A 21795-nucleotide genomic window follows, 5' to 3' on the forward strand; every position below is an offset into this window, starting at 1 on the left:
TATCGGCAAAATCCTACCTGCTCGCGGTTATATAGAGGGCATGCGCATCCAACATAGGCATTTATGGTCCCTAAGACATAGTCCTATCTCACATAAATAAAAAATTTACTGTTTTTACAGCCTAAAATTGTTATTCACAGAATAATCATTCTGAACATATGTTCACTTCTAGTTTAAGTAACCTGTACATATGCTCTTAAAATTACTATTTCTATAGGTACCTATTCCTAAAATGCGAGCATGACTACTACAGATTCTCCAAAGAAGAAGGGTTCTGTACCCCGCTGGCTTGCTATCCCGACAGCAAAACCTCAACTGAACACAGCAGAGGTCGCATCGAAGTACCCACGCCTACGTTTTCAGGTTTTTATGGGTATTTTTATCGGGTACGCAACGTTTTATCTGATTCGCAATAACGTTCCGCTTGTTACGCCGATTCTGACTCATGAACTCGGTTTTAGTAATGCGGCTATTGGTGCGCTTTCTACGGCGTTGCTTTTAGCCTATGGTTTCAGCAAATTCTTTACCGCTATGATTTCTGACCGCTCTAATGCGCGGTTATTCCTCCCCATAGGGTTAGTACTTTCTGGTATTGCAAACGTTCTGCTCGCTATCGCCGGGTACATGGGATCCGGTGCGGCAGCTGCAGGATACGGGGCCGCAATCGCATCCACTATGGCCGCCATTATGGTCTTCAACGGTATCTTCCAGGGTATGGGGTGGCCGCCGTCAGGCCGCGTGCTCGTGAACTGGTTCTCAACGAGCGAGCGCGGGTCTAAGGTTTCTCTCTGGAACACTGCACATAACGTTGGTGGCGCGCTCTCGGGTCTTTTGGTTGCCTGGGGTTTCACGCTCTTCGGTAAAACCTGGCAGGTTGCTTTTTGGTTCCCCGCCGTGATTAGCTTTGTGCTTGCTTTTGTGGCGTGGCTGCTGATTCGCGATAATCCAGAGGCTGAGGGTCTGCCCACTATTGACGTGTATCGCAACGATCCCCACAAGGTTGAGTCCACGGACGAAGACCGTTCTGAATCAACATGGACGACTATTCGTAAGCATGTGCTGACTAATTCGACCATGGTGTATCTGGCTCTTGCTAATGTCTTTGTGTACACGCTGCGCTACGGTGTGCTGGTGTGGGCTCCTAAATATCTGCACGATGTGCGCCACGCCTCCCTTGAAGGCGGTATCGCTGGGTTCTCAATCCTGGAGCTTGCCGGTATTGGCGGCACTATTCTCTGCGGTTTCGTCTCTGACTATGTCTTCAAGGGACGTCGTTCACCCGCGGGTATTCTCTTCTTGATTGCTACCGTAGGCGCTATTTTGCTGTATTGGCTGCCTTCAGCCGATGCTCCGCTCATTATCGCCTATATTGCGTTGGCGCTGATTGGCGGTCTGATTTATGGGCCGGTGATGCTGATCGGTTTGCAGGCTATCGACCTGTCGCCTTCACATGTCGCGGGTACCGCCGCAGGATTTACCGGTCTTTTCGGGTATGCTCTGGGCGCTACGTTGGCTTCTACCGGTATCGGCATCATTGTGGATCACTGGGGCTGGAGCACCGCCTTCATCTTCATGATCGTGTGCTCGGGACTGGCTATTGTGTTCCTCTGGCTTGTTAATGGGGCCGAGAAGCGCATGATGGCTGAGAGGGATAAGAAACTCGCTGCAGAAAACGCATAGACGTAATTTCAGTTTCCGCGAGCAGGTGGTTTTTGATTCGAGCAGGTAGGATTTTCCTACCTTATCGGCAAAATCCTACCTGCTCGCGGTTACCTTTAAGGGGCAAAGGGTGCCAACGTTCATCGAATTACGCCCCTGAGGGAATATGCCGAAGAGGTGTTATCTTCAAGGTTCTCGCGCCATAAAGCCCCTAGAATGGGGTCATGGATAATGCAAAGAACTCTGGAATTACGACCGAATGGGTCGATAAGGCGGTTAAACCGGGCGATGATTTCTTCCGCCACGTGAACGGCCGCTGGCTCGATACCTATGAAATTCCCGCCGACCGTTCCAAAGACGGCGGGCTGTACACTCTGCGCGATGATGCCGAAAAGCATGTGCGTGAGATTGTTGAGCGTATCGCCAAGGAACAGCCTGAATCCCGCATCGGCGCGCTCTACAACTCTTTTATGGACACCGATAAGATCGAGTCCGACGGGTTGGAACCGCTCATACGCGAGGTCGCCCCGATTCTCAACGCCGCCACAAGCGACCAGCTCGCCGTCACTCTAGCGCTCCTCTCACGGGCTGGGCTGGCGCAGCTTCTCGGGTGGTACACCAGCATCGATCAGAAAGACCCCGAGCACTACGTCTTTTACCTCACCCAGGCCGGGTTGGGTCTGCCCGATGAGGCGTACTACCGCGAAGAGAAGTACGAGCAGGTGTGCGCCGCGTATATCGAGCATATCGCCACCATGTTCGAGCTGACCGGCCTTGCTGAGAGCTTCAACCTAACCCCTATGGAGGCGGCACAGCTCATTTTCTCGCACGAGACCGAGATCGCCGCGCATCACTGGGATGTCGTGAAAAACCGTGATGCAGAGGCGAAATATACCCCCGTCAAAGCCACCGAACTTGACGAGAAGTTCCCCGGTTTCCCGCTCCAGCAGTGGCTTCTTGCGCTGGGGGCAGACCCCAAAGAGCTGGGCACGGTCATTGTTTCTCAACCTTCTTTCCTGGAGGGCGTGGCGAACATATGGCAGTCCACCCCGCTGATGACCTGGAAACTCTGGGCCCTGTGGTGCGCTATCCGTTCCCGCGCGCCCTACCTGCCGGATGCGTTCGTACAGGAAAACTTCAATTTCTACGGTCGCACCCTCTCGGGAACTGAAGAGCTGCGCGAACGCTGGAAACGCGGCGTTGCGGCTGTGGAGAACGCGCTCGATCAGGAGCTCGGCAAGGAGTACGTGGCGGTGCATTTCCCGCCGGAGCATAAGGAGAAAATGCTCAAGCTGGTCAATAACCTGCTGGAAGCATACCGCCGCTCCATCACAAACCTGGATTGGATGACCGAAGCCACCCGCGAGAAGGCACTGGAGAAGCTCTCGAAGTTTGTCACGAAGATCGGCTACCCGGATGAGTGGCGCGACTACTCGAAACTGACCCTGGTGCCCGGTGACCTGTTCGAGAACCTGCGCCGCACCGCCGCCTTTAACAGCGATTTCATGATCGATCGCGCTGGCGACCCGGTTGATAAGAACGAATGGCTGATGTCTCCGCAGACCGTGAACGCCTACTATATGCCGCCCGCTAACGAGATTGTGTTCCCTGCGGCTATTCTGCGCCCGCCCTTCTTCGACCCTGAGGCCGACGACGCAGCGAACTACGGCGGCATCGGCATGGTGATCGGTCACGAGATCGGCCACGGGTTTGACGATAAGGGTGCGCTCTATGATGGCGACGGTGCGCTGAATAACTGGTGGACCGAGGAGGATTTCGCCGAGTTTACCAAGCGCACGAGCGCGCTGGTGCAGCAGTATAACGCCTACACCCCGGCGAACCTTGACCCGCAAAAGTTCCGGGTGAACGGCGAACTAACTCTGGGCGAGAATATCGGCGACCTTTCGGGTCTGTCGATTGCGTTGAGGGCCTATGAGATTGCGCTTGCCGAGCAGGGCATCACCTCGCTGGAGGATGCGCCGGTCATTGACGGTATGACGGCCGCGCAGCGCCTGTTCTGGTCTACCGCGCAGGGATGGCGCACTAAGTCACGCCCGCAGCATGCGGAGATGATGATTTCGGTGGATCCGCACTCCCCCGACGAGTTCCGGGTGAACGGCGTGGTGCGCAATATCGACGAGTTTTATGATGCGTTCGATGTTCCTGAGGACAGCAAACTGTACCTAGCGCCTGAGGATCGCGTGCGTATCTGGTAACCGCCTGCCAGCTCCCAATAGCGCGAGCAGATAGCGAATTGCTATCTGCTCGTGGGAGTTAAGAAGCGCCGCATCACCCAAAGCACCGCAGCTGTGAGGGCTAAGGATGCGGCACATACGAACGCATATGCTCCGGTATCTACCCGCGCACTTAGATGTGAGAAGAGCAAATTTCCCAGAGATGTAAAAAGCGCTGCCGCTAAACTAAAGACAGACATTACTTTTCCAATATGCCCAGCGTCGCTCTTCTTCTGCAAATCCGAGAAAAGACCAATAGTATAGATAACAATAATTCCACTCACTATACTTTGTGCAGTAATAACGCTGATAATTCCGGGTATAAGTGCCAATACATACGCGCCACCGATAACCAGCAGTAATATTTGTGGATGCGCCCATCGCCTCAGCGCAGGTATGCGGTTGAGAATAAAAGATGCAGCCACGGCGCCCATAGTTCCCATAAACATACCAAGACCGTAAACTTCTTGCCCTAACCCCAAGTAAGCAATTCGCCCTAGAAGCAGGAAAAGGGTTGAGGCACCCCACATATTGAGGAGGGCGGCGAAGATAAGTTCGCGTCTAAAATATGCACTAGAGGCTATATATACTAGTCCAAACCATAAATCGTGAACTATATGCGTTTTTTGGAATACTTCGGAACCCTCCGAGCGTCGGGTAGCGACAGACCCAGCGGGCACCATAAAAGTGAGTACCAAAGACAGAATAAATGACACCAGATTGACGATGATTGAAAGCTCTAGGGCATTCGCAAAATTCTGCATGAGAATCATGGTTCCCACGAGGGGGCTCACAGCACGGGATAGTTCTCCCACCATCGAATAGGTGCTATTGTATTTTTCAAATTCTCGATGTCCAAGAATTTCAGGAATAATAGCGCGGCTTGTGGGGCTGTATGCGGTCGCGGCTAAAGACATGAGAGCCGAAAGAATAATCAGTATATAAACGATAAATTCTCCGTGTGCTGACAATAAAAGAATAAGAGCGCATAGGCAGCAGAGGCTATTAAAAATATCGTAGAAAATCAGCAGAGACTTTTTCTTAAACCTGTCAATGACAACAAATCCAAGAATGCTGGCGAGGAATATGCCCGCACCGCTACACGCATTCATCACCCCAACCATCTGCTGACCGGCGTGCTGGCTGATATACCAGGTCACCACAATGGTGTAGGCGACGGTGCCTATGCGTGAAAGCGCCGTCGCCGGGATGAGATAGTACGCTCTGCTGTACCTCACCATGTTCCGCAAAACCTCAGAGCAGAAGGCTAGATGCTCGATCCACTACTGCTGCTAGAGCCTGAACCTACCTGGCTGCGGAAGGCTGCGGCAAACCCGCCAATAACCCAGTGCCCGTTTTCATACTTCCCTGTTATATCGACGTCGATCGTGGTGCTGCGGGAGCTTGAGGGAACATCAGCATCCCTTCCTGAGGTGGCGATAAAGCTGCCCAACCCTATGGTGAATCGGGAAGGCCAGGTGTATTCCCCGCCGGATTCCTTGGGCTTCGGTGTGGTGAGGTTGACCGTCACCTTGGGGTCTTCAAACCAGATCGTTGAAAACTGGTACGAGGACGACTTAACGGAGCTTTTATCTGTATCATTCAGCGCGGTCTGCTCGATCAGGCTGTCGTCACCGCTCTCCATCATGTACTGGGTCGCCGCAGTATAGAACGCGATACTGGAATACAGCCCTGCCACCGAGTTTTCGTCGGCGTTCTTAGGTTTGATGGGTTTGGGCACATTCTTCGCGCGTTCGGTGCGGGTCGCCTTACGATACTCCCCCGCCGAGGTATCGTATTCGTCAATCTTCGCTTCGCCACTGAAATCGCTGCGGTAGCTTGCCGTAGCATCCGTCGGGAGCGGTTTCACGCTGCCGGCGTTGGATGCGCATCCGACAAAAGCGAGCGCGGAACCTGCGCCCAACATGCCTAGGGCGGTTCTGCGGGATACAAACGACTGTGCCATAAAAAAAGACCTTTCATCGATGGCGACTATTGTTCTAACACTATTATCCCGGATACTCCCGGCCAGTACTATCCCTGGAATTAGGCACTAAGGTTACCCGCCGAGCCAAAGCTAGAAGACAAGTCGGTATTGGTGGGAATATCGATCAGCAGCCAGCGTCCGTTGTTATATCGTGCCTTAAACTCTCCGTCGTGAACGTCTTTCTTTGCCTCGCTAGGAATGTCTACCGCAGTGCCCTCATACACTACAAAATTACCTGTTGAGAATGTGGTCGTTGCCGCCCATGTGTAGACGTCACCGTTCTGGGTGGGAGTCGGGTCTTTGAGCGTAAACGTCATTTTAGGGTCTTCAAACCACATATTTTCAAGCTCTTTCACGCTGCTTTCCTCAAAGGCTTCGGCTCCGTTTATTCCTCCTACAAAGGTAATTTCTTTGAAGGGAGAGAAATCGTTGGTCATAATTCCGTAGGTGAAGGCTGCCCCAAGAAATCCAAACAAAGAGTACAGCCCGGCGGAGCTTTTCTCGGTCATCTCGGCGGTTTTCACCGGTTTCGGCACGTTCTTCGCGCGTTGGGTACGGGTTGCGCGCACGTATTCTCCTGCGGAGGTGTCGTAGCTGTTGAACGTGATCTCACCCGAATAGTCGGCACGGTAGCTCGCGGATGCGTCCGCCGAGAGCGGCTGCACGCGGGCGGCGCATCCGGCGAAGGCGAGCGCGGAACCGGCACCTAGCACGCCGAGGGCGGCTCTGCGGGATAAGGACGAGGAAGTCATAGGCGGGTACCTTTCTCATGGAAGCGGAAAATACAGCGTCGTTACCGGTATTTTCGTTCGGGGAGTGATGTTACCGTGACGGGCGCATCCTCTATTATCCCGGAGTAGAGCCGCAGTACAGGTAATTATGACACTCCTACCCAGCAACAAGCCCCGCAGACATAGATCAAGCCCGCAGAAACGCACGTGTTTCTGCGGGCTTAACCCATATTTGGCCGATGCGGTTCAGCTTGAAAGAAGTTTAGAACCCGAACCCTCCGCCACTGCCGGAACCGGTAGATGCTCCGCCACTGGCATCAGAAGATGCAGAGCTACTCACTCCAAGGTCAATCTCCCATTTACCATCTTTGTAGGTGCCTTTAAAGGTTTGCGGTCCTTCCTGATGCCGCGATTTCTCGGGGATATCCGTCACCTGACCATTTTGAACCGTAAAGCTGCCCAGATTCGCCGATACCTTTCCTTCCCATGTATAGGTGTCGCCTTCAATCTTAGGCTGCGGAGTATCAAGAGAAGCTTTGATAGTGAAGTCCTCAGACCAAAGCTTATCTGGTGCCCCAGAAGATTTCATCTGTTCTTCAGCCTTTGAGAGTTGTTCTTTGCCTTTAAGGTTGCTTTCCTTAAGAGCACTGCCGTCTGCCGTCATATAGAAATACTGGAAACTAGCAATAATAAAGGCGATATTCTGATAGAAGCCCTCCACCGATTTATCATTCAGGTTATCCGGCTTAATAGGTTTCGGAACATTCTTTGCCGGATGCTCACGGGTTGCAGGCTCATAGTTCCCGGCCGAAGTATCAAACTTCTCGAACTTCACCTCGCCGCTGTAGTCGTCACGCTTCGACGAATCAGAACCGCCACCGCCATTAGAATTACTCGTCGAGCACGCGGCAAGAGCAACCGCCGCAGAACCTGCGCCGAACACACCAAGAGCGGAACGGCGGGTCAGATAATGTGCTGGGATATTCATAGTATTCCTTTCGGCGCCTTACTTATGCCCGGATAACAATAAGATATCCGTGTATAGGGCAGAGAGCATGAGCGCTTCTTGTGGTTGGGTTACCTCTAACTATCCTGCCATGCGTCATGATTTATGCTTGGGATTGCCGCAGGTATTTCTGCATATTCCCAGGTTTGACCGCCCAGCTGATTATTTGCTGGTGGTACGCACATTCGTAATCGTGAAACCCCTTAGCGCCTTTATTTCTTTGCCTCCGGTGTAGGCACAGGCGTGGGGGTTAGGTCTTCTACACGCATCCTAAAATGCGAGAAAAGATCGGTTCTTTCGGGGGCTCCCACGATCTTTTCGGGAACGCTCACCTTACACCACCAGCGGCCGTCACGATGCACCGCGGTGAAGGTGGTCTGGGCAACTTCGTACCGTTTCGCGAGAGAAAGGTTTACGGTCTCTTTCTCGCCCACCTGAAAGGTTCCGTAATCGAGGGTGGTCTTTCCTTCCCAGGTGTAGGTATCGCCTTTGATAGTCGGTTCGGAGGTTTTGAGTGTTACTGTGACCGCGGGGTTATCGAACCAGACGCGCCCTTCACGCATTAAAGAGAACGCTTTTTCGTCTTTTTCGCCGCGCATGACGCTATGTCCCGGCTCTGCGGCGGCGCTTTCGTCATAAAGTCGGGTGTTGCCGGTGGTGTTCATATATTGGAGGGCGGCGGAAATATAGGCGATCGTATTGTAAAGCCCCTGCACAGATTTATCGTTCATATGCTCGGGTCTGATGGGCACAGGCACGTTCTGAGCCGGGTGATCACGAGTTGCTGGTTTAAAGGCTCCTGCAGACTCATCATATGTATCGAATTTAACCTCACCCGCAAAGTCGGTGCGGGTTTCATCAGAGTTTGTGGCAGATCCTTGGTTTCTTGATAAGCAGGAGGCAATAAATCCCGCTGAGCCTATGCCCAACAACGTGAGCGCGGAACGGCGGGGAAAACGACGGGAGGTGTGGGAGGGCATCGAAATGGTGTCCTTTCAGCGCCTTTTACCCGTGCATCAAGGCGCAAACTGTGGTTGGGTATATTCCCATTGTGTACATGATGTAGAAATTCATGCGAGATTTAAGCGTTCCCTGAGCAAAGATTCAGCTAAGAGCACGGAAAACCCGCAAGAACACCATGTTTCCTGCGGGTTTTCTTTAAGTAGGAACCTACACTCGGTTCTCCTAGACGATTGCGCGGTATTGCTACTGTGCACCGCCGTTGCCGGATGCGCCTTCCCCGGCTCCTTCCTGCGGAGCCTGCTGCTGCGGGGTTTGCTCCTGGTTCTGTCCCTGCTGCTGATTCTGGGAGCCACCCTGAGCGTCTGAAGAACCTCCGCTGCTTTGCTGAGGATAGGACAACCACCAGGTACCGTCTTTATAGATTCCTTTGAAGACCGCAGGCGCTTCTTCTGTCATCTTCTCTTTAGGGACATCTATAGCCTGACCCCCTATCACAACAAAGGAGCCGTTGGTAGCCTTCATCTTTCCGTTCCAAGTATAGGTGTCACCGTCAGTCTTGGGTTGCGGGGAGTCTAGAATGGCAGTCAGTTTATGGTCCTCAGCCCAGGTTTTTTGCTTTTTCCGTTCTTCAACAGCTTGTTGAACCTGATCGGCAGGGAGCTTATTCCCCTGAGGATCAAGAGCAACTTCCATAAATGGGGCAGGATCATTGGCGTTATTAAAGTACTGCCATGCCGCAACCATGTACCCGATAGCCGCATAGAAACCAGCGACGGATTTCTCACCCATCTGCTCTGGTTTGAGGGGCTTGGGGAAGTTCTTCGGGGGCTGTTCCTTGGTGCCGGGCTCATACTTACCTGCAGAGGTGTCGTAGTTGTCGAATTTCACCTCGCCGCTGTAGTCCTTTTGGTCTTGGCCACCGGATGCGGAGGAGCCTGACCCGCCAGCATTATTTGCCCCGGAACAGGCAGCAAGAGCCACCGCCGCGGAACCGGCGCCAAGGAACCCAAGCGCGGAACGGCGAGAGATATTCAATGAAGACATGCTAGTCCTTTCGGAACCCAAGCCCTGACACTCGGGTGGTATCGATCATCAGAGGTACAGCATATGCATATACCCGCTATCCATCACGATAACGAGAAATGAATACTCTCACCGTAAAATTTCGCTAGATGCCAAACAGCGAACCGGAGCTGCTGGAGCTTGACGGGCTAGCGCTACTAGACGAGGCTGAATCCTGATTTGGGTTCGTAATCATCCATTTGCCGTCCTTATAAATTCCCTTGAACGTAGCGTCATGGCTCTGTTCCTGGTTCAGTTCCCGACCCATTCCCCCGCGGCCGCCCATACCGCCGATTTTTATGGTAGCGCTTCCATCCCAGGTGTAGGTGTCGCCGTCCACCTTCGGCTGCGGGGTCTTGAGGCTACCGGTAATTTTTGTGTCATAAAGCCACATGACTCCCCCGGCACCCATCTGCTTGAGCTGCTCAAATTGCGACGCAGGCACCTTCTGCCCGGTGTTGTCTGCAATAACCTCCATCATGGGTTCGGGGTCAAAAGACTCGAAGAAGTACTGCATGGATGCAAAAAGATAGCCGATAGACGAGTAAAAACCTGCCGCCGACTTATCGTTAGCGTTATCTGGCTTCTTCGGCTTCGGCACATTTTCGGCGGGGTGATCCTTGGTTGCGGGCTTGTATTCTCCCGCAGAAGTGTCAAAGTTATCGAACTTGATCTCGCCGCTAAAGTCGGTGCGCTCGCTTTGGGAACTGACACCGTTAACGCCTCCAGAGCACGCAGCAAGCGCCACGGTTGCAGAGGCTGCACCCGCCAAACCAAACGCGGTGCGACGTGAGAGACGATACGCATGTGTGTTCATGATATGTGTTTCCTTTCAGCGCTCAGGCTCATGCTGAAACCTGGGCGCATATGCAGATGCAACTAGCAGGTCTTAAATAAATTTAGAAACCGAAAAGTGACCCGGAGCTCGATGAGCTTCCGGATGTTGAAGTGGCCTCTGGGTCTGTCATACGCCACTGACCGTCCTTATAGGTTCCCTTGATAGTTATATCGCTTGTTTGATCTTTACCCGCCTGCTGTGCAGCATCAACACTGCTCCCGATCCCATCATATTTAATGGTGCCTTTTGCATCCCATGTGTACGTATCACCATCGACTTTAGGCTGAGGAGTCTTCAAGGAGATCACGACTTTAGGATTAACGACCCATGCGAGGTTGGAGGATTTCATCTGTTTAAACTGGTCATAATTTCCTTGTGAATCCCCCAGAACTTCAATTAGTGGTTCGGGCTCTAGGTCCTCCAACAGGTACTGCATTGCAGCCGCGAGATAGCCGATCGCCGCATAGAACCCTGCCGCAGATTTTTCATTCATCTGAGAAGGTTTAACGGGTTTAGGCACATTTTGGGCAGGTTTGTCTTTGGTTGCTGGTTCATAATTCCCAGAGCGTTCGAAGCTGTCAAACTTCACTTCTCCGCTGTAATCTTTTCCATCTCCATTAGAGCACGCAGCAAGCGCCACGGTCGCAGAGGCAGCACCCGCCAAACCAAACGCGGTGCGACGTGAGACATGTAGAGCGGACATTCTTTTTCCTTTCATGGTGCGGACTTCTTAGCCCGAATATCTGTGTGGTGTTTCTAGAGTGAAAATTCTTGAGACGATCCAGATCCTGACGAACCCGAGGAGCTGCCGTAGATAACCCACCAGCGCCCTTCCGTATAGGTTCCGCGGTAGAGGGTATCTGATGTCTCTGTCTCAGACTCTCGGCTTACTCCACTCGGCCCGTAAAAGGTACCCAGCGAAAACGATATTGTTCCCTCCCAAGTGGCACTCGTACCGTTCATCGTCGGTTCCGGGCTCTTGAGAGTCGCCTTAAATTTGGGGCCGCCAAACCATGATTTACTGCTCGTGGTTTGTTGTTTCAGCTGGTTAAATTTAGATTCCAGGACATCTTTGTATTCTGGTGGAAACGCATCCGCTACAAGGCTAAAGTCCAGTGTTTCCATGGCGTACTGCATGGCTGCCGTCGTATAGCCAATCGCCGCATAGAACCCTGCCACCGACTTGTCGTTTATATCTGAGGGTTTCGTCGGTTTAGGCACGTTCTTTGACGGGTGCTCCTTCGTGGCAGGCTCATAGGCGCCCGCCGAGGTATCGAAACTCGTGAAGCGAACCTCGCCTGCATAATTGCTGGAACTAGATGAAGAACTTGAACTGGAACTAGATGGAGAGCTGGAACTAGAGCTGGATGCGGTTGCCCCCGCACTCTGCTGCTCGGATGCGATTCCTCTCACCTTCGGGGCGCAGGCGCTCAGCACCATCGCCGAGCCCACCGCACCGGCTGCCGCAAGAGCGGTTCGGCGCGAAAAATCATAGGATCTTTCTGACATATTTCATTCCTTTCGGCGTCTTAATCGTCAACGATTAAAACCCCTGTGATGTGGCTGGGTACCTTACTATTGTGCCGTTAAGCCGTGCGAACATGCGTTATATGACGTCATCATAAGCTGTTATATTTTTCTCATCGTCCCTGCGCGCACCCAAGAACCAGCGCCGAGCGCACTCCTTCCAAGGAAGGTACAACGCTATGGTGTAGCTGTAGAGCTCTGTGAGGCTACGGTCTTTGACCGAGTTTCAACGCTCCAGCGCCCGTTGGTATATGTTCCTTTAAAAACCATGTCTTCGGTATTACTTTTTTGCCGTTCCGTTAGGTCGTTTACCTGCCCACGATCGACGCGGTAGTTCCCGAACTCCATAGAAAACTTCCCTTCCCACGTGTATGTATCACCTTCCATCGCGGGCTGCGCGGTATTCAGGGAGATAGTGACGCGCGGGTTCTCATACCAGTTTTGCCCCTCCCTCATGCGCGCCAGTATTTGCTCATTTGAGGAATTATGAACATAGTGTTTCTCGTCCTCGGTGAGCGCGCTGTCATCGTAGGGACCGGTGTCACCAGTGGCGAACATATACTGCATAGCGGCGGCGATATAGGCTAGGCTCGCGTAAAACCCGGCAACGGACTTTTCATCTGCATTCTCAGGTTTGATAGGTTTGGGGACGTTCTTGGGAGGGGTGTCTCGTGTGGCGGCTTCAAAACTGCCAGCAGAATTATCGTATTTTTCGAGTTTGACTTCTCCGGCATAGTCACTGCGTTCATTCGAGCATGAAGCAACCGTAAAAAGCACCGCACCGGCACCCGCAGCACCCAGCGCGGAACGACGTGTTAGCACATATTCCACCGTGATTCCCCTTTCGCGCGGCATCAAAATGCGGGAAGTCCCTTCATTATCCACCTTAAGTAGAGGTTTATATCAGATTTCAGCGGTATGCGCTCTGTGAGATTTCGCTCGATTCTGCCAGAGGATAAAGCGGGAGCGGTGCTTCGCAGACCGATCTTGACCTCCACGTATTTTTATAGATAACCCATAAAACAACGAGGTTTTTACGTTCCGCAACGAAGAAACTGGAGAAGTTATCCACAGGTATACCGGTACTTTTTTATGCAACTTTTATTGCTTTCTAACGAAAGGACGTTCTTCTGCACACTGCGCTGAGTACCATAGAAGAGTATGTTCCGACATGACGAGAGGATATCTCATGGCTGAAATCCCTACTTCCGAACCCCAAGTTGGTGCCCCGCCGGTCGTAACTCAAGCACCGCCTAAGCTTAACCAAGCGGGAGCTATCGACCTTGTAAAACGGGAAACGCGTGCCCCTGAGGTTGCAACTATCAGTCATGAAGCAGACGAACTGGCTATCACTCTCAACAACACCGATCTGAGGTCACCTTCACTTCTCGATACCCTCGAAAATACGATTTCAAGCTACGGTTCCGATACCTTCAACGGCATCGACATGGTTACCCAGCGTCTGCTGAATATGCAGGAGCTTGAGCTTGCGCCGGACTCCCCACAAACCAAAGCATCTCAAAACCTGGCAGAACTGCGTGCACAAATCAACTCGCTGGATTACAGCGCGATTGACGGTACCCCCGGTAAACGCGGCATCGCAAAACGCCTGATAGGGCGCGGCAAAAGCAAAATCGAGAAATTCTTCTACCAGTACGCCAGCGTCAACAGAAATATTGAAGGCATCAGCAAAAAACTGAAAAAATCCACCGATGCACTCGTCATGCAGCAGGCGGAACTCGTGAAACTGCGCGAGAAACTTCAGGAAGGCATGACGGATTTAAACGAGAAGATCGCAGTTCTTCAACAGTTCTCCGATATGGTGCGTGCCGCCGCCGAAGAAACTCGTCTTGAAGGAGATGAAGAAACCGCGCGCATCTACACCGAGAAGGTTCTGTATGTGACCGAACAGCGCATCAGCGATCTGCTCACTAAACTTGAAATTGCCGGGCAGGCGTACCTGACAAGCGATGTTGTCTCCAGCAACGGCAAAGAGCTCATTCGCGGTATCCGTCGTGCCGAAGACACCACCTTATGGGCATACAAAATGACCGCCTATATCGCCCGTTCCTTAGGCATGCAGGAAGCGGTTCTGCAGCAGCTTGGCGCTCTGAAGCAAACCACCGAGAACGCTATTATGCGCAATGCCGATATGCTGTCTTCGCAGGCTACGCGGATCCAGCAGATGGCGTCCCAACCCGCAATCGACCCGCAGGTTTTGGCGCAGGCACATGGAAAAGTACTTCAAGCGCTCGACGAAGTTTCCGCATTCCGCCAGGGGGCGGTAGAAGCATTCGCCCAGTCGAACCAGATGCTGCGCGAACTGACGGCAGAATCTCTTGAGCGCGTTACACGAAGGAATAATGCCCCCGAATCCCCTGCACACGCCAGCGGAACTCCCACAAACCGCGCACTCACCCAGAATTAGAGGCACACGTGGGCGTTATCAAACGGTTTTTCGGTGTGCCGGACGATTCCCCGATCCGCTCCCAACAAGAAAGCGTCACGGATGCCCCGGCGCAGGAGTATGCCTCGGCTCATTCTTCTGCCCCGGAGCCCACGTACCTGCGCCAGTCCCAGCATGTGTTGGATGATGCCTCGCATTATTTGGCGGATTTTGCCGTGTCTGTACCCCCGCGCGCACTCGTACCCGCCTTCGAGATGGTCGAAACCTACCGCAAAATAACGGCAGAAACGGGTAGTGATACCCGCGCAACCCTGCCCTCAACGACGGAATACACACTCCAGACGGCGCTAACCACCTATGTACCGAATCTGTTGACTGTCTATACCCGCACGCACAACCCCACCCCGGAGCAGACCTCCGAGCTGGTGCAGGCTCTTACTGATGCAAATCAGGAATTCGTCACAGCGCTTAACCTTGTGCGGGCAGATAACAGCCTTGAACTTGAAACGCACACCCTGTTCATGCGCAAGAGAATGGCGGTATAAATGGAACTGAGCATTGGTCAGAACGTCAATCTTACCCAGGAAGCACCCGATCTCGACCACGTGCTGGTAGGACTGCGGTGGCGCACCGACGAACCGCTTCTACGTGAATCTCTGGAGGCAGGGGTACTTCTCACCTCGAACGGCAAACTAGTTTCGCGGCAAGACTTTGTATTTGCTCACCAGGTCTTAGACCGTGCGGGCAGTGTTCGCCGCCGCGAGCTCATGGGCGACGATCAGGTGCAGTTCGATCTGCACCTTCCCACTGTGCCCCAAGACGTAGATTCCCTGGAGGTTGTGCTCTTCACAAACGGGGAAAGTACCGTGCGGCTCAACCGTGCCAGCGGGATTCGAGCACGCATGATAAACCCTGCCACCGGAAAAACAATGTTCCGTGCCCCACTCGTGCAGGTAGGTCGCAGCGCGGCGGTACGGCTGATGCAGGTGTACCAGCACCGCGGCGAGTGGAAAGTGCGGGCTGTGTGCGATGAATGGCATAGTGTTTCCGCCATGCTTCAAGGGTTCGGGTTATGAGTCGCTACAGTTTTATCACTGCCTACATAGCGGAAGCGGACCCTGAGCAGCAGGCGCATCCTCAAGCATCCCCCTCTGCTGCCGCAGCAGCAAACCGGGGGCCGCAGTCTGCAGATATTCCCTCTGACCAGCAAGGGCACCGGAGGGCGCAGCATACTCAGCAGAATATAAACCGCCAAACGGACCGAACGACGGGCGCATCCGGGACAGCGCAGCCGATGCAGCACCGGCAGATTAAGCCCCCAAATATGAGCAAATCTCGCGGGACGGCAACCTACACCCCGGAATCGGCTGAATCTTGGCAGCATTCTCAACCCGCAGACACGGCAAAAACCATAACTCCCCCATCCGAACACCTGCGTGAACCGCACTGGTGGGGTCACATCCCCAATATCACCGACGCTCACCCGAGCGAACGTCTCTTTATGCTCGATGCGGTACAAGCCGCCGTAGGAGAACTACGTATTACCGGAACCGATATGACTGCATTCCTACTGAACTGGGATGGTGAGAGTATTATGCTGTCGGGTTCATCCGCTCCCCCAACTGATGCTGCCTCTCGGATGACCCGAATATCGCTCAACGCAGCAGGCACAGTTTTGACAATTCCCCCTAAATCTTTGACGCTACTGCGATCTTTAAAACTGATCGGCAGGAATCTTCAGCTCACTAATCCCGATATGCGCATAACCCGGGATTTAGGGAAGGGTACGCTAATATTAAGTGAGGATGGTTACGTTACCTGTGCCATCGCCCTTCTCAGCGAATATCAACACCATAAATAGAAAGGAAAATATAGTGGCTGCTATTAAGCTCACCAAAGGAAACCCCATCAATCTCACCAAAGAGGCACCGGGCCTGAAAAACCTCACCATCGGCCTGGGTTGGGACCTATCCCTCGCGGGTGAAGCCTATGACCTTGACGCATCCGTCATGATCACCGACGAAAATGACAGGATCCTTTTTGACGATGCATCCCTCATCTTCTTTAACAATCCCACCAGCCTTGACGGCGCGGTCGTCCACACCGGTGACAACCGCACTGGCGATGCTGAAGGTGACGATGAGACCATTATCGTGAACCTCGATAAAGTAGACCCAAAGGTACAGCGCCTTCACATCCTCGCCTCCATCTACGAAGGCGAAAAAACCGGTAAGAATTTCGGTGTAGTACGTAACGCTTATGTACGTCTAATAAACGACGACACGAATGAAGAAATCGCTCGTTACGACCTTTCCGAAGACTGCTCGGCAGCGCCCGCTGTACTCTTCGCGATGGTGTACCGCCACAACGGCGAATGGCGTTTCAAAGCCGTAGAAGATCCATTCACCGGTGGTCTGCCGCATCTGCTGACCTCCTACGGTTTCACCGTTTAACAACCTGCCTTATCTCTAACGCGAAGGAGAGCCTTCTGCCCTCATGGCTTTATTAAAATTCTTCAAATACGACCTCTTGATTACCCTTGCGGCACTTATAGGTGCCGCCTTTTATGGTGGTATTGTCGGCATGGTATCCGCCGCGATCCTGATTGTCCTTGAGATCGTTTTCTCATTCGACAACGCGGGTGTGAACGCAAAATACCTAGACAAAATGTCGCATGCATGGCGCAATATCTTCTTGACAGTCGGTGTGCTAGTCGCTGTTTTTGGTATGCGTCTTATCTTCCCCTTCCTGATCGTCTGCCTGGCAGGCAACGTAGGTCCGGTTGAAGCTTGGAACCTTGCAATGGAACGCGGCGACCCGCATACGCCCGGAACCTACGGGTACATTTTGGAATCCGCCCACCACACCATCGCTTCCTTCGGCGGCATGTTCCTGCTCATGCTCTTCCTTTCCTTCCTCTTCGAGGCGGGTAAGGATGTCCACTGGCTATCCGTGATCGAGAAACCGCTCGCCAAAGCCGGGCACTTTGATTCCATGCCTGTATTGGTTTCCGGGGTTATCTTAGTGACGGCTTCTCAGCTTTTCGGTGCCGAGCATCATGAACAGTACACCATTCTGCTCTCGGGGCTTCTGGGCATGCTCACCTTCTTGGCGACCAACGGCCTGGCAACCTTTATGGAAGACCGAAACGAATCTCAAGAAGAATCCCTGGCGAATGTTGCCGTACTTACCGGTAAAGCAGCATTCTCCATGTTTATCTTCCTAGAAGTTCTTGATGCCTCCTTCAGCTTCGATGGCGTTCTCGGCGCATTCGCGGTAACCTCAGACCCCATTATTATTGCTATCGGTTTGGGCGTGGGCGCGCTCTTCGTGCGGTCGATGACCATTTACCTGGTCGAAAAGGGAACCCTTCAAGAGCTGCGCTACCTGGACCACGGCGCGCACTGGGCTATCGGCGTTCTCGCGCTTATGCTTCTGGCAACCCTCAAGTGGGATATTCCCGACTACGTGATCGGCCTTTCCGGCATCGTCTTTATCGCCGGGTCGATTATCTCCTCCCGCAAGGCAAACCATGCGGAGGCAGCACTCGCGGAAAAGACTGCAGAACCTGACGCTCCGGTGCAGAGCACATAACCGCAGGATCAAGGGCACATAGCCCTCAAGCAACGCGGTGGGCGACGATGCGGACGCAGCGTGCGCCGCGCATCCGCCCACCGTATTTTTATTACCACATAACTACATAACTAACGAAGGGTACAGGCACTGTGGCTATTAACCTGTCAAAAGGCCAGAAACTAGATCTCTCGAAAGACAGCTCGCTCACCCAGGTTCGTTTGGGCTTAGGCTGGGATCCCATTAAAACCAAGGGGCTCTTTGGGCGTATCAAAGAGAAAGCGGTCGATCTGGATGCTTCCGTGATCGGCTATGATGCAGCCGGTAACCTGCTTGAGGTCGTTTTCTACGGGTCGTTACGCTCGGTCAATGGTTCTATTATTCACCACGGAGATAACCTGACGGGTGCAGGCGAAGGCGACGACGAGGTTATTGATATTAACCTCCCGGGCGTGGATGCGCGCGTTGCTTTCTTGGCGCTGGTGATTACCTCATATTCCGGGGACCAATTTAGCAACGTTGACAACGCCTTTGTGCGCGTTGAAAACGTTGCTACCCGCCAGGAGATGGCACGTTTTTCGATGACGGAAAAGGGCTCACATACGGGGCTCATGGTAGCCCTGCTGGCACGCGTAGGTCGCGGCTGGGAGCTTCGGGCTATTGGAGACCCGCTGCCCGGCGCAGCACGCACCCCGCGCGATGTTATCGACCCTGTAAAAAGGTACCTTGTCTAAAAATTTGGCGTGCTGTGCACGTATTCAATAGCGGCACGTCAAGGTGTACATAGCGGCAGTTTTATTCTTCTTCATAGCGGTAAGAGCTGTCTTTGGAATGCTTCTGTGCGCATAGTACTAATAGCAAAAGCTGGTCCCGCATGCATCAATACGATGCATGCGGGACCAGCTATATTATTGTGGTTAACTCAACTCTAGAAAGCTATTTCGAAGATCCTACAAGGTAATTTATCTGCCAACTGCCGTTTGTGTACGTTCCTCTGAGCATGGAAGAAGCTTTGATGTGCTGTTCTGAGGCAGGAGTGTCCTCAGCGAAACCCGAACTAGCGGCGACATACTCGCCATAGAATATATCCGTCTTACCTTGCCACCGATACGAGTCACCGCTTTTTGTTGGCTGAGGAGTATCTAGAGTAATGGTTACGGTTGGGTTACCAAACCACATTTCTTTCAATTTAATAGCGTCCATAACATTATTGCCTTCATTATCTTTGAAAAAGGACTCTTTATCGCTGTCTGATAGCGCAGTCTTCTGTAAAGGCCCGTCATCACCTGTTTCAAGCAAATACTGAACTGACGCAGAAATAAACGAAATATTGGCGTAAAACCCATCGACCGAATTCTCTTTTGCTTGATCGTCAATCTGCGGAATTGGAACGTTCTTCGCCGGCTGTTCGCGCGTTGCGGGCTCAAACTCACCCGCAGATTTATCAAACTTTTCGTGTTTGACGACTCCGCTGTAATTCTTCGAGCTTCCAGAGGACGAAGCTGAAGACGAAGCCGAGGTGGAAGCAGAGGATGAGGACGATGAGCTTGACGCGGACGATGAAGAGCTTGAAGAGCCGCTAGCGGCGGCATCGACGGGTTTTACGGAGGCGGCGCATCCGGCAAGAGCAATGACAGAGCCAGCGCCAACGATGCCTAGTGCGGCACGGCGGGTTACATCATGAGGTGACATGGTGTTGTTCCTTTCGGGGCTTCCGTAACGCCGCAGGGCAGGCGACTGCGGGAAGCACGGGTGGCGAGCGCATGAACTCGCCATGGGTGTTTCTCTCTACTCTAGTGTATCGGGACTGCGGGAGCCCGTATATCTGCCGTTCTAGGGTCTTAGAATTTAGAATACGGTATGTTTCCGCATAATGCGCCAAAGAATTTCACCGGTTACTTTCCGACTATTTGTGAATCGGTCAAGTTCCGGGAGCGGTGGTTGAGATTACAAAAGCCCCGCAAGATTGTAGAAATCTTGCGGGGCTTTAAAGTTAGCCGTTTGACTTAGCTTTCGGACTAACGGTTTCGGTATTACCAGTTTGAGTGGTAGCAACGCTCCACTTGTTATCAGAGTAAGTACCGATAAATGTCCCTGGGACTTTCACATATCCTTCCCCAGGCGGAATATCGCTCGCACCCTCAGGAGTAGCCATAAATTCGCCTATGTTCATACTCAGTTGAATAGACCACTTATAACGATCCCCGTTAATTTCTGGCTGTGCGGTGAGAGTCTCGATCGTAACTGTAGGATTGCCCAACCACATCTCCCCGTTTTTAACCTTCGGAAGGATCTGAGACCAGTTGGGATCTTGATATATAATTTGGACTTCATCTTCCTTATAAGCTCCCTTACGGAAAGGTCCGTCGTCACCCGTAACGAACAAATACTGCATGCATGCAGCGTAGTAACCGATATGCGCGTAGAAAGCCTCAACGGACTTTTCGTTAGCGTTCTCCGGCAGCTTCGGAACAGGAACGTTCTTCGCGGGCTCGGTACGGGTCGCGGGCACGTACTCCCCCGCCGACGTATCGAAGCTGTCGAACTTGACCTCGCCTTTGTAATCCTTAGCGGGTTCCGACTTACTGGAGCTTGACGAGCCGCCACTGGAGTTTGAGTTTGAGTTCGACGAAGAACATGCTGCGAGCGCGGCCGCGGTGCCAGCACCCAGCACGCCCAGCGCTGCGTTACGGCGAGTCACGATCAACGATGACATAGTATTCTTTTTCCTTTCATATGTGCCTCATTCAGAGCGAATAAGGCATAAATCTAGTGAGGCTAAGAAACCCCAGCCGCTAAAACAACAATGTTTTAGATGGAGAATCCGCCGCTTCCAGCAGCACCCCCACTGCTGCGAATAGTCCACGAACTGCCCGAATAGAGGGCCTCGAAGGTGATATCCGTATCAACGTGTTGTTTACTGGAGTCCACATCTTTACTCATGGAGTTCACGACGACGTAGGAACCCATATTCATCTTCATCGTGCCATCCCAGGAGTAGAAGCTGCCGCTGCTACTCGGGGTGGAGGTGTTCAGCGAGAACACAACGGTCGGGTTGTCCAGCCAGGCATTGCCCTCTTTGATCATTTTGAGCATCTCTGAAGTACTGGTGTCACTGGACAGACTCGACTTTTCAGATGACACCAGAGCGCATTTCTCGAAAGGCTCCATATCGCCGGTCTGGAAGAGGTACTGCATAGAGGCCGCGATATAGGCGATGTTTTCGTAAAGCCCGTCTATGGTTTTCTCTTTGGCTTTATCAGAGAGCAGGGGTTTGGGAACGTTCTTCGGCTTCTCGGTACGGGTTGCGGGCTGGTGTTCACCCGCAGAAGTGTCGTACTTTTCGAGTTTTACATCGCCCGTGTTTTTCGAGTTGCCGGGCAGAGTAGATGCACTCGATGATGAGCTGGAGGATGAAGCGCTTGACGACGATGAGCTCGCGGAGGACGAGCTCCCCTGCCCGAGGTCCGCGGGTTTGACGGCGGGGGCGCATCCGACAACGACGGTGGCAGATCCTGCGCCCAGCACACCCAAGGCGGCGCGGCGGGAGACATGGTGGGGTAAACGGGTTGGCATGTTTGCCCTTTCATCGGTGCTCTCAAGGGATGCGGTTACGAGCGAGGTTCCGGGCCTCAGCACATCTTTTTGCCCAAAACTGCGCAGTCAGGGGCGGAAGATAAGCCTCAACTTCCCAGTTTGTTGCTCCATACCAGAGACATTACGTCGATTGTATCTTAGAGCTTTGTTGAACCCCGGACTCCTGGACACGTCTTCATCATTTCGTTATCTATTTGCTCTCTATGTGGAC

At 52.8% G+C, this 21795-nt stretch carries 22 protein-coding genes; 9 read left to right on the top strand and 13 right to left on the bottom strand.

What is annotated here, in order from left to right:
- Window positions 1–240: 240 nt before the first annotated feature.
- Both HMPREF2609_RS06050 and HMPREF2609_RS06055 read left to right on the top strand, forming a co-directional pair.
- Window positions 241–1680: an MFS transporter gene (locus tag HMPREF2609_RS06050; RefSeq protein WP_070535726.1), complete on the top strand. Its 1440-nt coding sequence runs from the start codon at window positions 241–243 to the stop codon at window positions 1678–1680.
- A gap of 203 nt (window positions 1681–1883) precedes the next feature.
- Entirely contained in the window at window positions 1884–3875 is a 1992-nt protein-coding gene (locus HMPREF2609_RS06055; protein WP_070535728.1) for a M13 family metallopeptidase, read from the top strand.
- A gap of 41 nt (window positions 3876–3916) precedes the next feature.
- Here HMPREF2609_RS06055 and HMPREF2609_RS06060 read toward each other — a convergent pair whose 3' ends face one another.
- The 10 genes from HMPREF2609_RS06060 to HMPREF2609_RS06105 form a co-directional block, all read right to left on the bottom strand.
- Window positions 3917–5134: an MFS transporter gene (locus tag HMPREF2609_RS06060; RefSeq protein ID WP_070449877.1), complete on the bottom strand. Its 1218-nt coding sequence runs from the start codon at window positions 5132–5134 to the stop codon at window positions 3917–3919.
- Between the two features lie 26 nt (window positions 5135–5160).
- Window positions 5161–5859: a DUF6318 family protein gene (locus HMPREF2609_RS06065; RefSeq protein WP_070449874.1), complete on the bottom strand. Its 699-nt coding sequence runs from the start codon at window positions 5857–5859 to the stop codon at window positions 5161–5163.
- Between the two features lie 80 nt (window positions 5860–5939).
- Entirely contained in the window at window positions 5940–6632 is a 693-nt protein-coding gene (locus HMPREF2609_RS06070; protein ID WP_070535730.1) for a DUF6318 family protein, read from the bottom strand.
- Between the two features lie 241 nt (window positions 6633–6873).
- Window positions 6874–7599, bottom strand: coding sequence for a DUF6318 family protein (locus tag HMPREF2609_RS06075; RefSeq protein ID WP_070535733.1), 726 nt, complete (start codon window positions 7597–7599; stop codon window positions 6874–6876).
- A gap of 230 nt (window positions 7600–7829) precedes the next feature.
- Complete coding sequence (locus HMPREF2609_RS06080; protein ID WP_070535735.1) at window positions 7830–8597, bottom strand: DUF6318 family protein; 768 nt, start codon at window positions 8595–8597, stop codon at window positions 7830–7832.
- Between the two features lie 226 nt (window positions 8598–8823).
- Window positions 8824–9624, bottom strand: coding sequence for a DUF6318 family protein (locus tag HMPREF2609_RS06085; RefSeq protein ID WP_070535738.1), 801 nt, complete (start codon window positions 9622–9624; stop codon window positions 8824–8826).
- 124 nt (window positions 9625–9748) lie between these two features.
- The gene (locus HMPREF2609_RS06090) at window positions 9749–10459 is read right to left on the bottom strand and encodes a DUF6318 family protein (RefSeq protein WP_070535741.1); all 711 of its coding nucleotides are present in this window, start codon (window positions 10457–10459) and stop codon (window positions 9749–9751) included.
- A gap of 82 nt (window positions 10460–10541) precedes the next feature.
- Window positions 10542–11183 carry a DUF6318 family protein gene (locus HMPREF2609_RS06095; RefSeq protein ID WP_246825292.1) on the bottom strand — a complete coding sequence of 214 codons (642 nt, stop codon included), beginning with the start codon at window positions 11181–11183 and terminating at the stop codon, window positions 10542–10544.
- A gap of 53 nt (window positions 11184–11236) precedes the next feature.
- Entirely contained in the window at window positions 11237–11989 is a 753-nt protein-coding gene (locus tag HMPREF2609_RS06100; protein ID WP_048754656.1) for a DUF6318 family protein, read from the bottom strand.
- Between the two features lie 195 nt (window positions 11990–12184).
- The gene (locus HMPREF2609_RS06105) at window positions 12185–12838 is read right to left on the bottom strand and encodes a DUF6318 family protein (RefSeq protein ID WP_246824252.1); all 654 of its coding nucleotides are present in this window, start codon (window positions 12836–12838) and stop codon (window positions 12185–12187) included.
- A 358-nt stretch (window positions 12839–13196) separates the two neighbouring features.
- Between HMPREF2609_RS06105 and HMPREF2609_RS06110 the strand changes: the two genes are divergently transcribed.
- The 7 genes from HMPREF2609_RS06110 (at window position 13197) to HMPREF2609_RS06140 (ending at window position 18721) form a co-directional block, all read left to right on the top strand.
- Window positions 13197–14435, top strand: a complete 1239-nt coding sequence (locus HMPREF2609_RS06110) for a toxic anion resistance protein (protein WP_070535744.1) — start codon at window positions 13197–13199, stop codon at window positions 14433–14435.
- Between the two features lie 8 nt (window positions 14436–14443).
- Complete coding sequence (locus tag HMPREF2609_RS06115) at window positions 14444–14959, top strand: hypothetical protein (protein ID WP_070535747.1); 516 nt, start codon at window positions 14444–14446, stop codon at window positions 14957–14959.
- Window positions 14960–15490, top strand: a complete 531-nt coding sequence (locus tag HMPREF2609_RS06120; RefSeq protein ID WP_070535750.1) for a TerD family protein — start codon at window positions 14960–14962, stop codon at window positions 15488–15490.
- Window positions 15487–16275, top strand: coding sequence for a hypothetical protein (locus tag HMPREF2609_RS06125; protein WP_246825599.1), 789 nt, complete (start codon window positions 15487–15489; stop codon window positions 16273–16275). Before HMPREF2609_RS06120 ends, HMPREF2609_RS06125 begins: the two co-directional genes overlap by 4 nt.
- 13 nt (window positions 16276–16288) lie before the next feature.
- Window positions 16289–16867, top strand: coding sequence for a TerD family protein (locus tag HMPREF2609_RS06130; protein WP_070535753.1), 579 nt, complete (start codon window positions 16289–16291; stop codon window positions 16865–16867).
- A gap of 43 nt (window positions 16868–16910) precedes the next feature.
- On the top strand, window positions 16911–18008 hold the full coding sequence (locus tag HMPREF2609_RS06135) for a DUF475 domain-containing protein (RefSeq protein WP_070535756.1): 1098 nt from the start codon (window positions 16911–16913) through the stop codon (window positions 18006–18008).
- 131 nt (window positions 18009–18139) lie between these two features.
- Complete coding sequence (locus HMPREF2609_RS06140) at window positions 18140–18721, top strand: TerD family protein (protein WP_070535759.1); 582 nt, start codon at window positions 18140–18142, stop codon at window positions 18719–18721.
- 202 nt (window positions 18722–18923) lie between these two features.
- On the opposite strand, the gene HMPREF2609_RS06145 is transcribed toward HMPREF2609_RS06140, so the two are convergent.
- The 3 genes from HMPREF2609_RS06145 to HMPREF2609_RS06155 form a co-directional block, all read right to left on the bottom strand.
- Window positions 18924–19679 (bottom strand): DUF6318 family protein, encoded by a 756-nt coding sequence (locus HMPREF2609_RS06145; RefSeq protein ID WP_070535762.1) that lies wholly within the window; start codon window positions 19677–19679, stop codon window positions 18924–18926.
- A gap of 301 nt (window positions 19680–19980) precedes the next feature.
- Window positions 19981–20703 (bottom strand): DUF6318 family protein, encoded by a 723-nt coding sequence (locus HMPREF2609_RS06150; RefSeq protein WP_070535765.1) that lies wholly within the window; start codon window positions 20701–20703, stop codon window positions 19981–19983.
- Between the two features lie 95 nt (window positions 20704–20798).
- Window positions 20799–21563, bottom strand: coding sequence for a DUF6318 family protein (locus tag HMPREF2609_RS06155; RefSeq protein WP_246825600.1), 765 nt, complete (start codon window positions 21561–21563; stop codon window positions 20799–20801).
- Between the last annotated feature and the right edge of the window lie 232 nt (window positions 21564–21795).

Source organism: Rothia sp. HMSC058E10, assembly GCF_001809415.1.
Classification (GTDB): Bacteria; Actinomycetota; Actinomycetes; order Actinomycetales; family Micrococcaceae; genus Rothia; species Rothia dentocariosa.

Excerpts from the sequence above, each read along its gene's own strand:
- HMPREF2609_RS06050 (WP_070535726.1), top strand. The coding sequence starts at position 241 with ATGACTACTACAGATTCTCCAAAGAAGAAGGGTTCTGTACCCCGCTGG.
- HMPREF2609_RS06055 (WP_070535728.1), top strand. The coding sequence starts at position 1,884 with ATGGATAATGCAAAGAACTCTGGAATTACGACCGAATGGGTCGATAAG.
- HMPREF2609_RS06060 (WP_070449877.1), bottom strand. The coding sequence starts at position 5,134 with ATGGTGAGGTACAGCAGAGCGTACTATCTCATCCCGGCGACGGCGCTT.
- HMPREF2609_RS06065 (WP_070449874.1), bottom strand. The coding sequence starts at position 5,859 with ATGGCACAGTCGTTTGTATCCCGCAGAACCGCCCTAGGCATGTTGGGC.
- HMPREF2609_RS06070 (WP_070535730.1), bottom strand. The coding sequence starts at position 6,632 with ATGACTTCCTCGTCCTTATCCCGCAGAGCCGCCCTCGGCGTGCTAGGT.
- HMPREF2609_RS06075 (WP_070535733.1), bottom strand. The coding sequence starts at position 7,599 with ATGAATATCCCAGCACATTATCTGACCCGCCGTTCCGCTCTTGGTGTG.
- HMPREF2609_RS06080 (WP_070535735.1), bottom strand. The coding sequence starts at position 8,597 with ATGCCCTCCCACACCTCCCGTCGTTTTCCCCGCCGTTCCGCGCTCACG.
- HMPREF2609_RS06085 (WP_070535738.1), bottom strand. The coding sequence starts at position 9,624 with ATGTCTTCATTGAATATCTCTCGCCGTTCCGCGCTTGGGTTCCTTGGC.
- HMPREF2609_RS06090 (WP_070535741.1), bottom strand. The coding sequence starts at position 10,459 with ATGAACACACATGCGTATCGTCTCTCACGTCGCACCGCGTTTGGTTTG.
- HMPREF2609_RS06095 (WP_246825292.1), bottom strand. The coding sequence starts at position 11,183 with ATGTCCGCTCTACATGTCTCACGTCGCACCGCGTTTGGTTTGGCGGGT.
- HMPREF2609_RS06100 (WP_048754656.1), bottom strand. The coding sequence starts at position 11,989 with ATGTCAGAAAGATCCTATGATTTTTCGCGCCGAACCGCTCTTGCGGCA.
- HMPREF2609_RS06110 (WP_070535744.1), top strand. The coding sequence starts at position 13,197 with ATGGCTGAAATCCCTACTTCCGAACCCCAAGTTGGTGCCCCGCCGGTC.
- HMPREF2609_RS06120 (WP_070535750.1), top strand. The coding sequence starts at position 14,960 with ATGGAACTGAGCATTGGTCAGAACGTCAATCTTACCCAGGAAGCACCC.
- HMPREF2609_RS06125 (WP_246825599.1), top strand. The coding sequence starts at position 15,487 with ATGAGTCGCTACAGTTTTATCACTGCCTACATAGCGGAAGCGGACCCT.
- HMPREF2609_RS06135 (WP_070535756.1), top strand. The coding sequence starts at position 16,911 with ATGGCTTTATTAAAATTCTTCAAATACGACCTCTTGATTACCCTTGCG.
- HMPREF2609_RS06145 (WP_070535762.1), bottom strand. The coding sequence starts at position 19,679 with ATGTCACCTCATGATGTAACCCGCCGTGCCGCACTAGGCATCGTTGGC.
- HMPREF2609_RS06150 (WP_070535765.1), bottom strand. The coding sequence starts at position 20,703 with ATGTCATCGTTGATCGTGACTCGCCGTAACGCAGCGCTGGGCGTGCTG.
- HMPREF2609_RS06155 (WP_246825600.1), bottom strand. The coding sequence starts at position 21,563 with ATGCCAACCCGTTTACCCCACCATGTCTCCCGCCGCGCCGCCTTGGGT.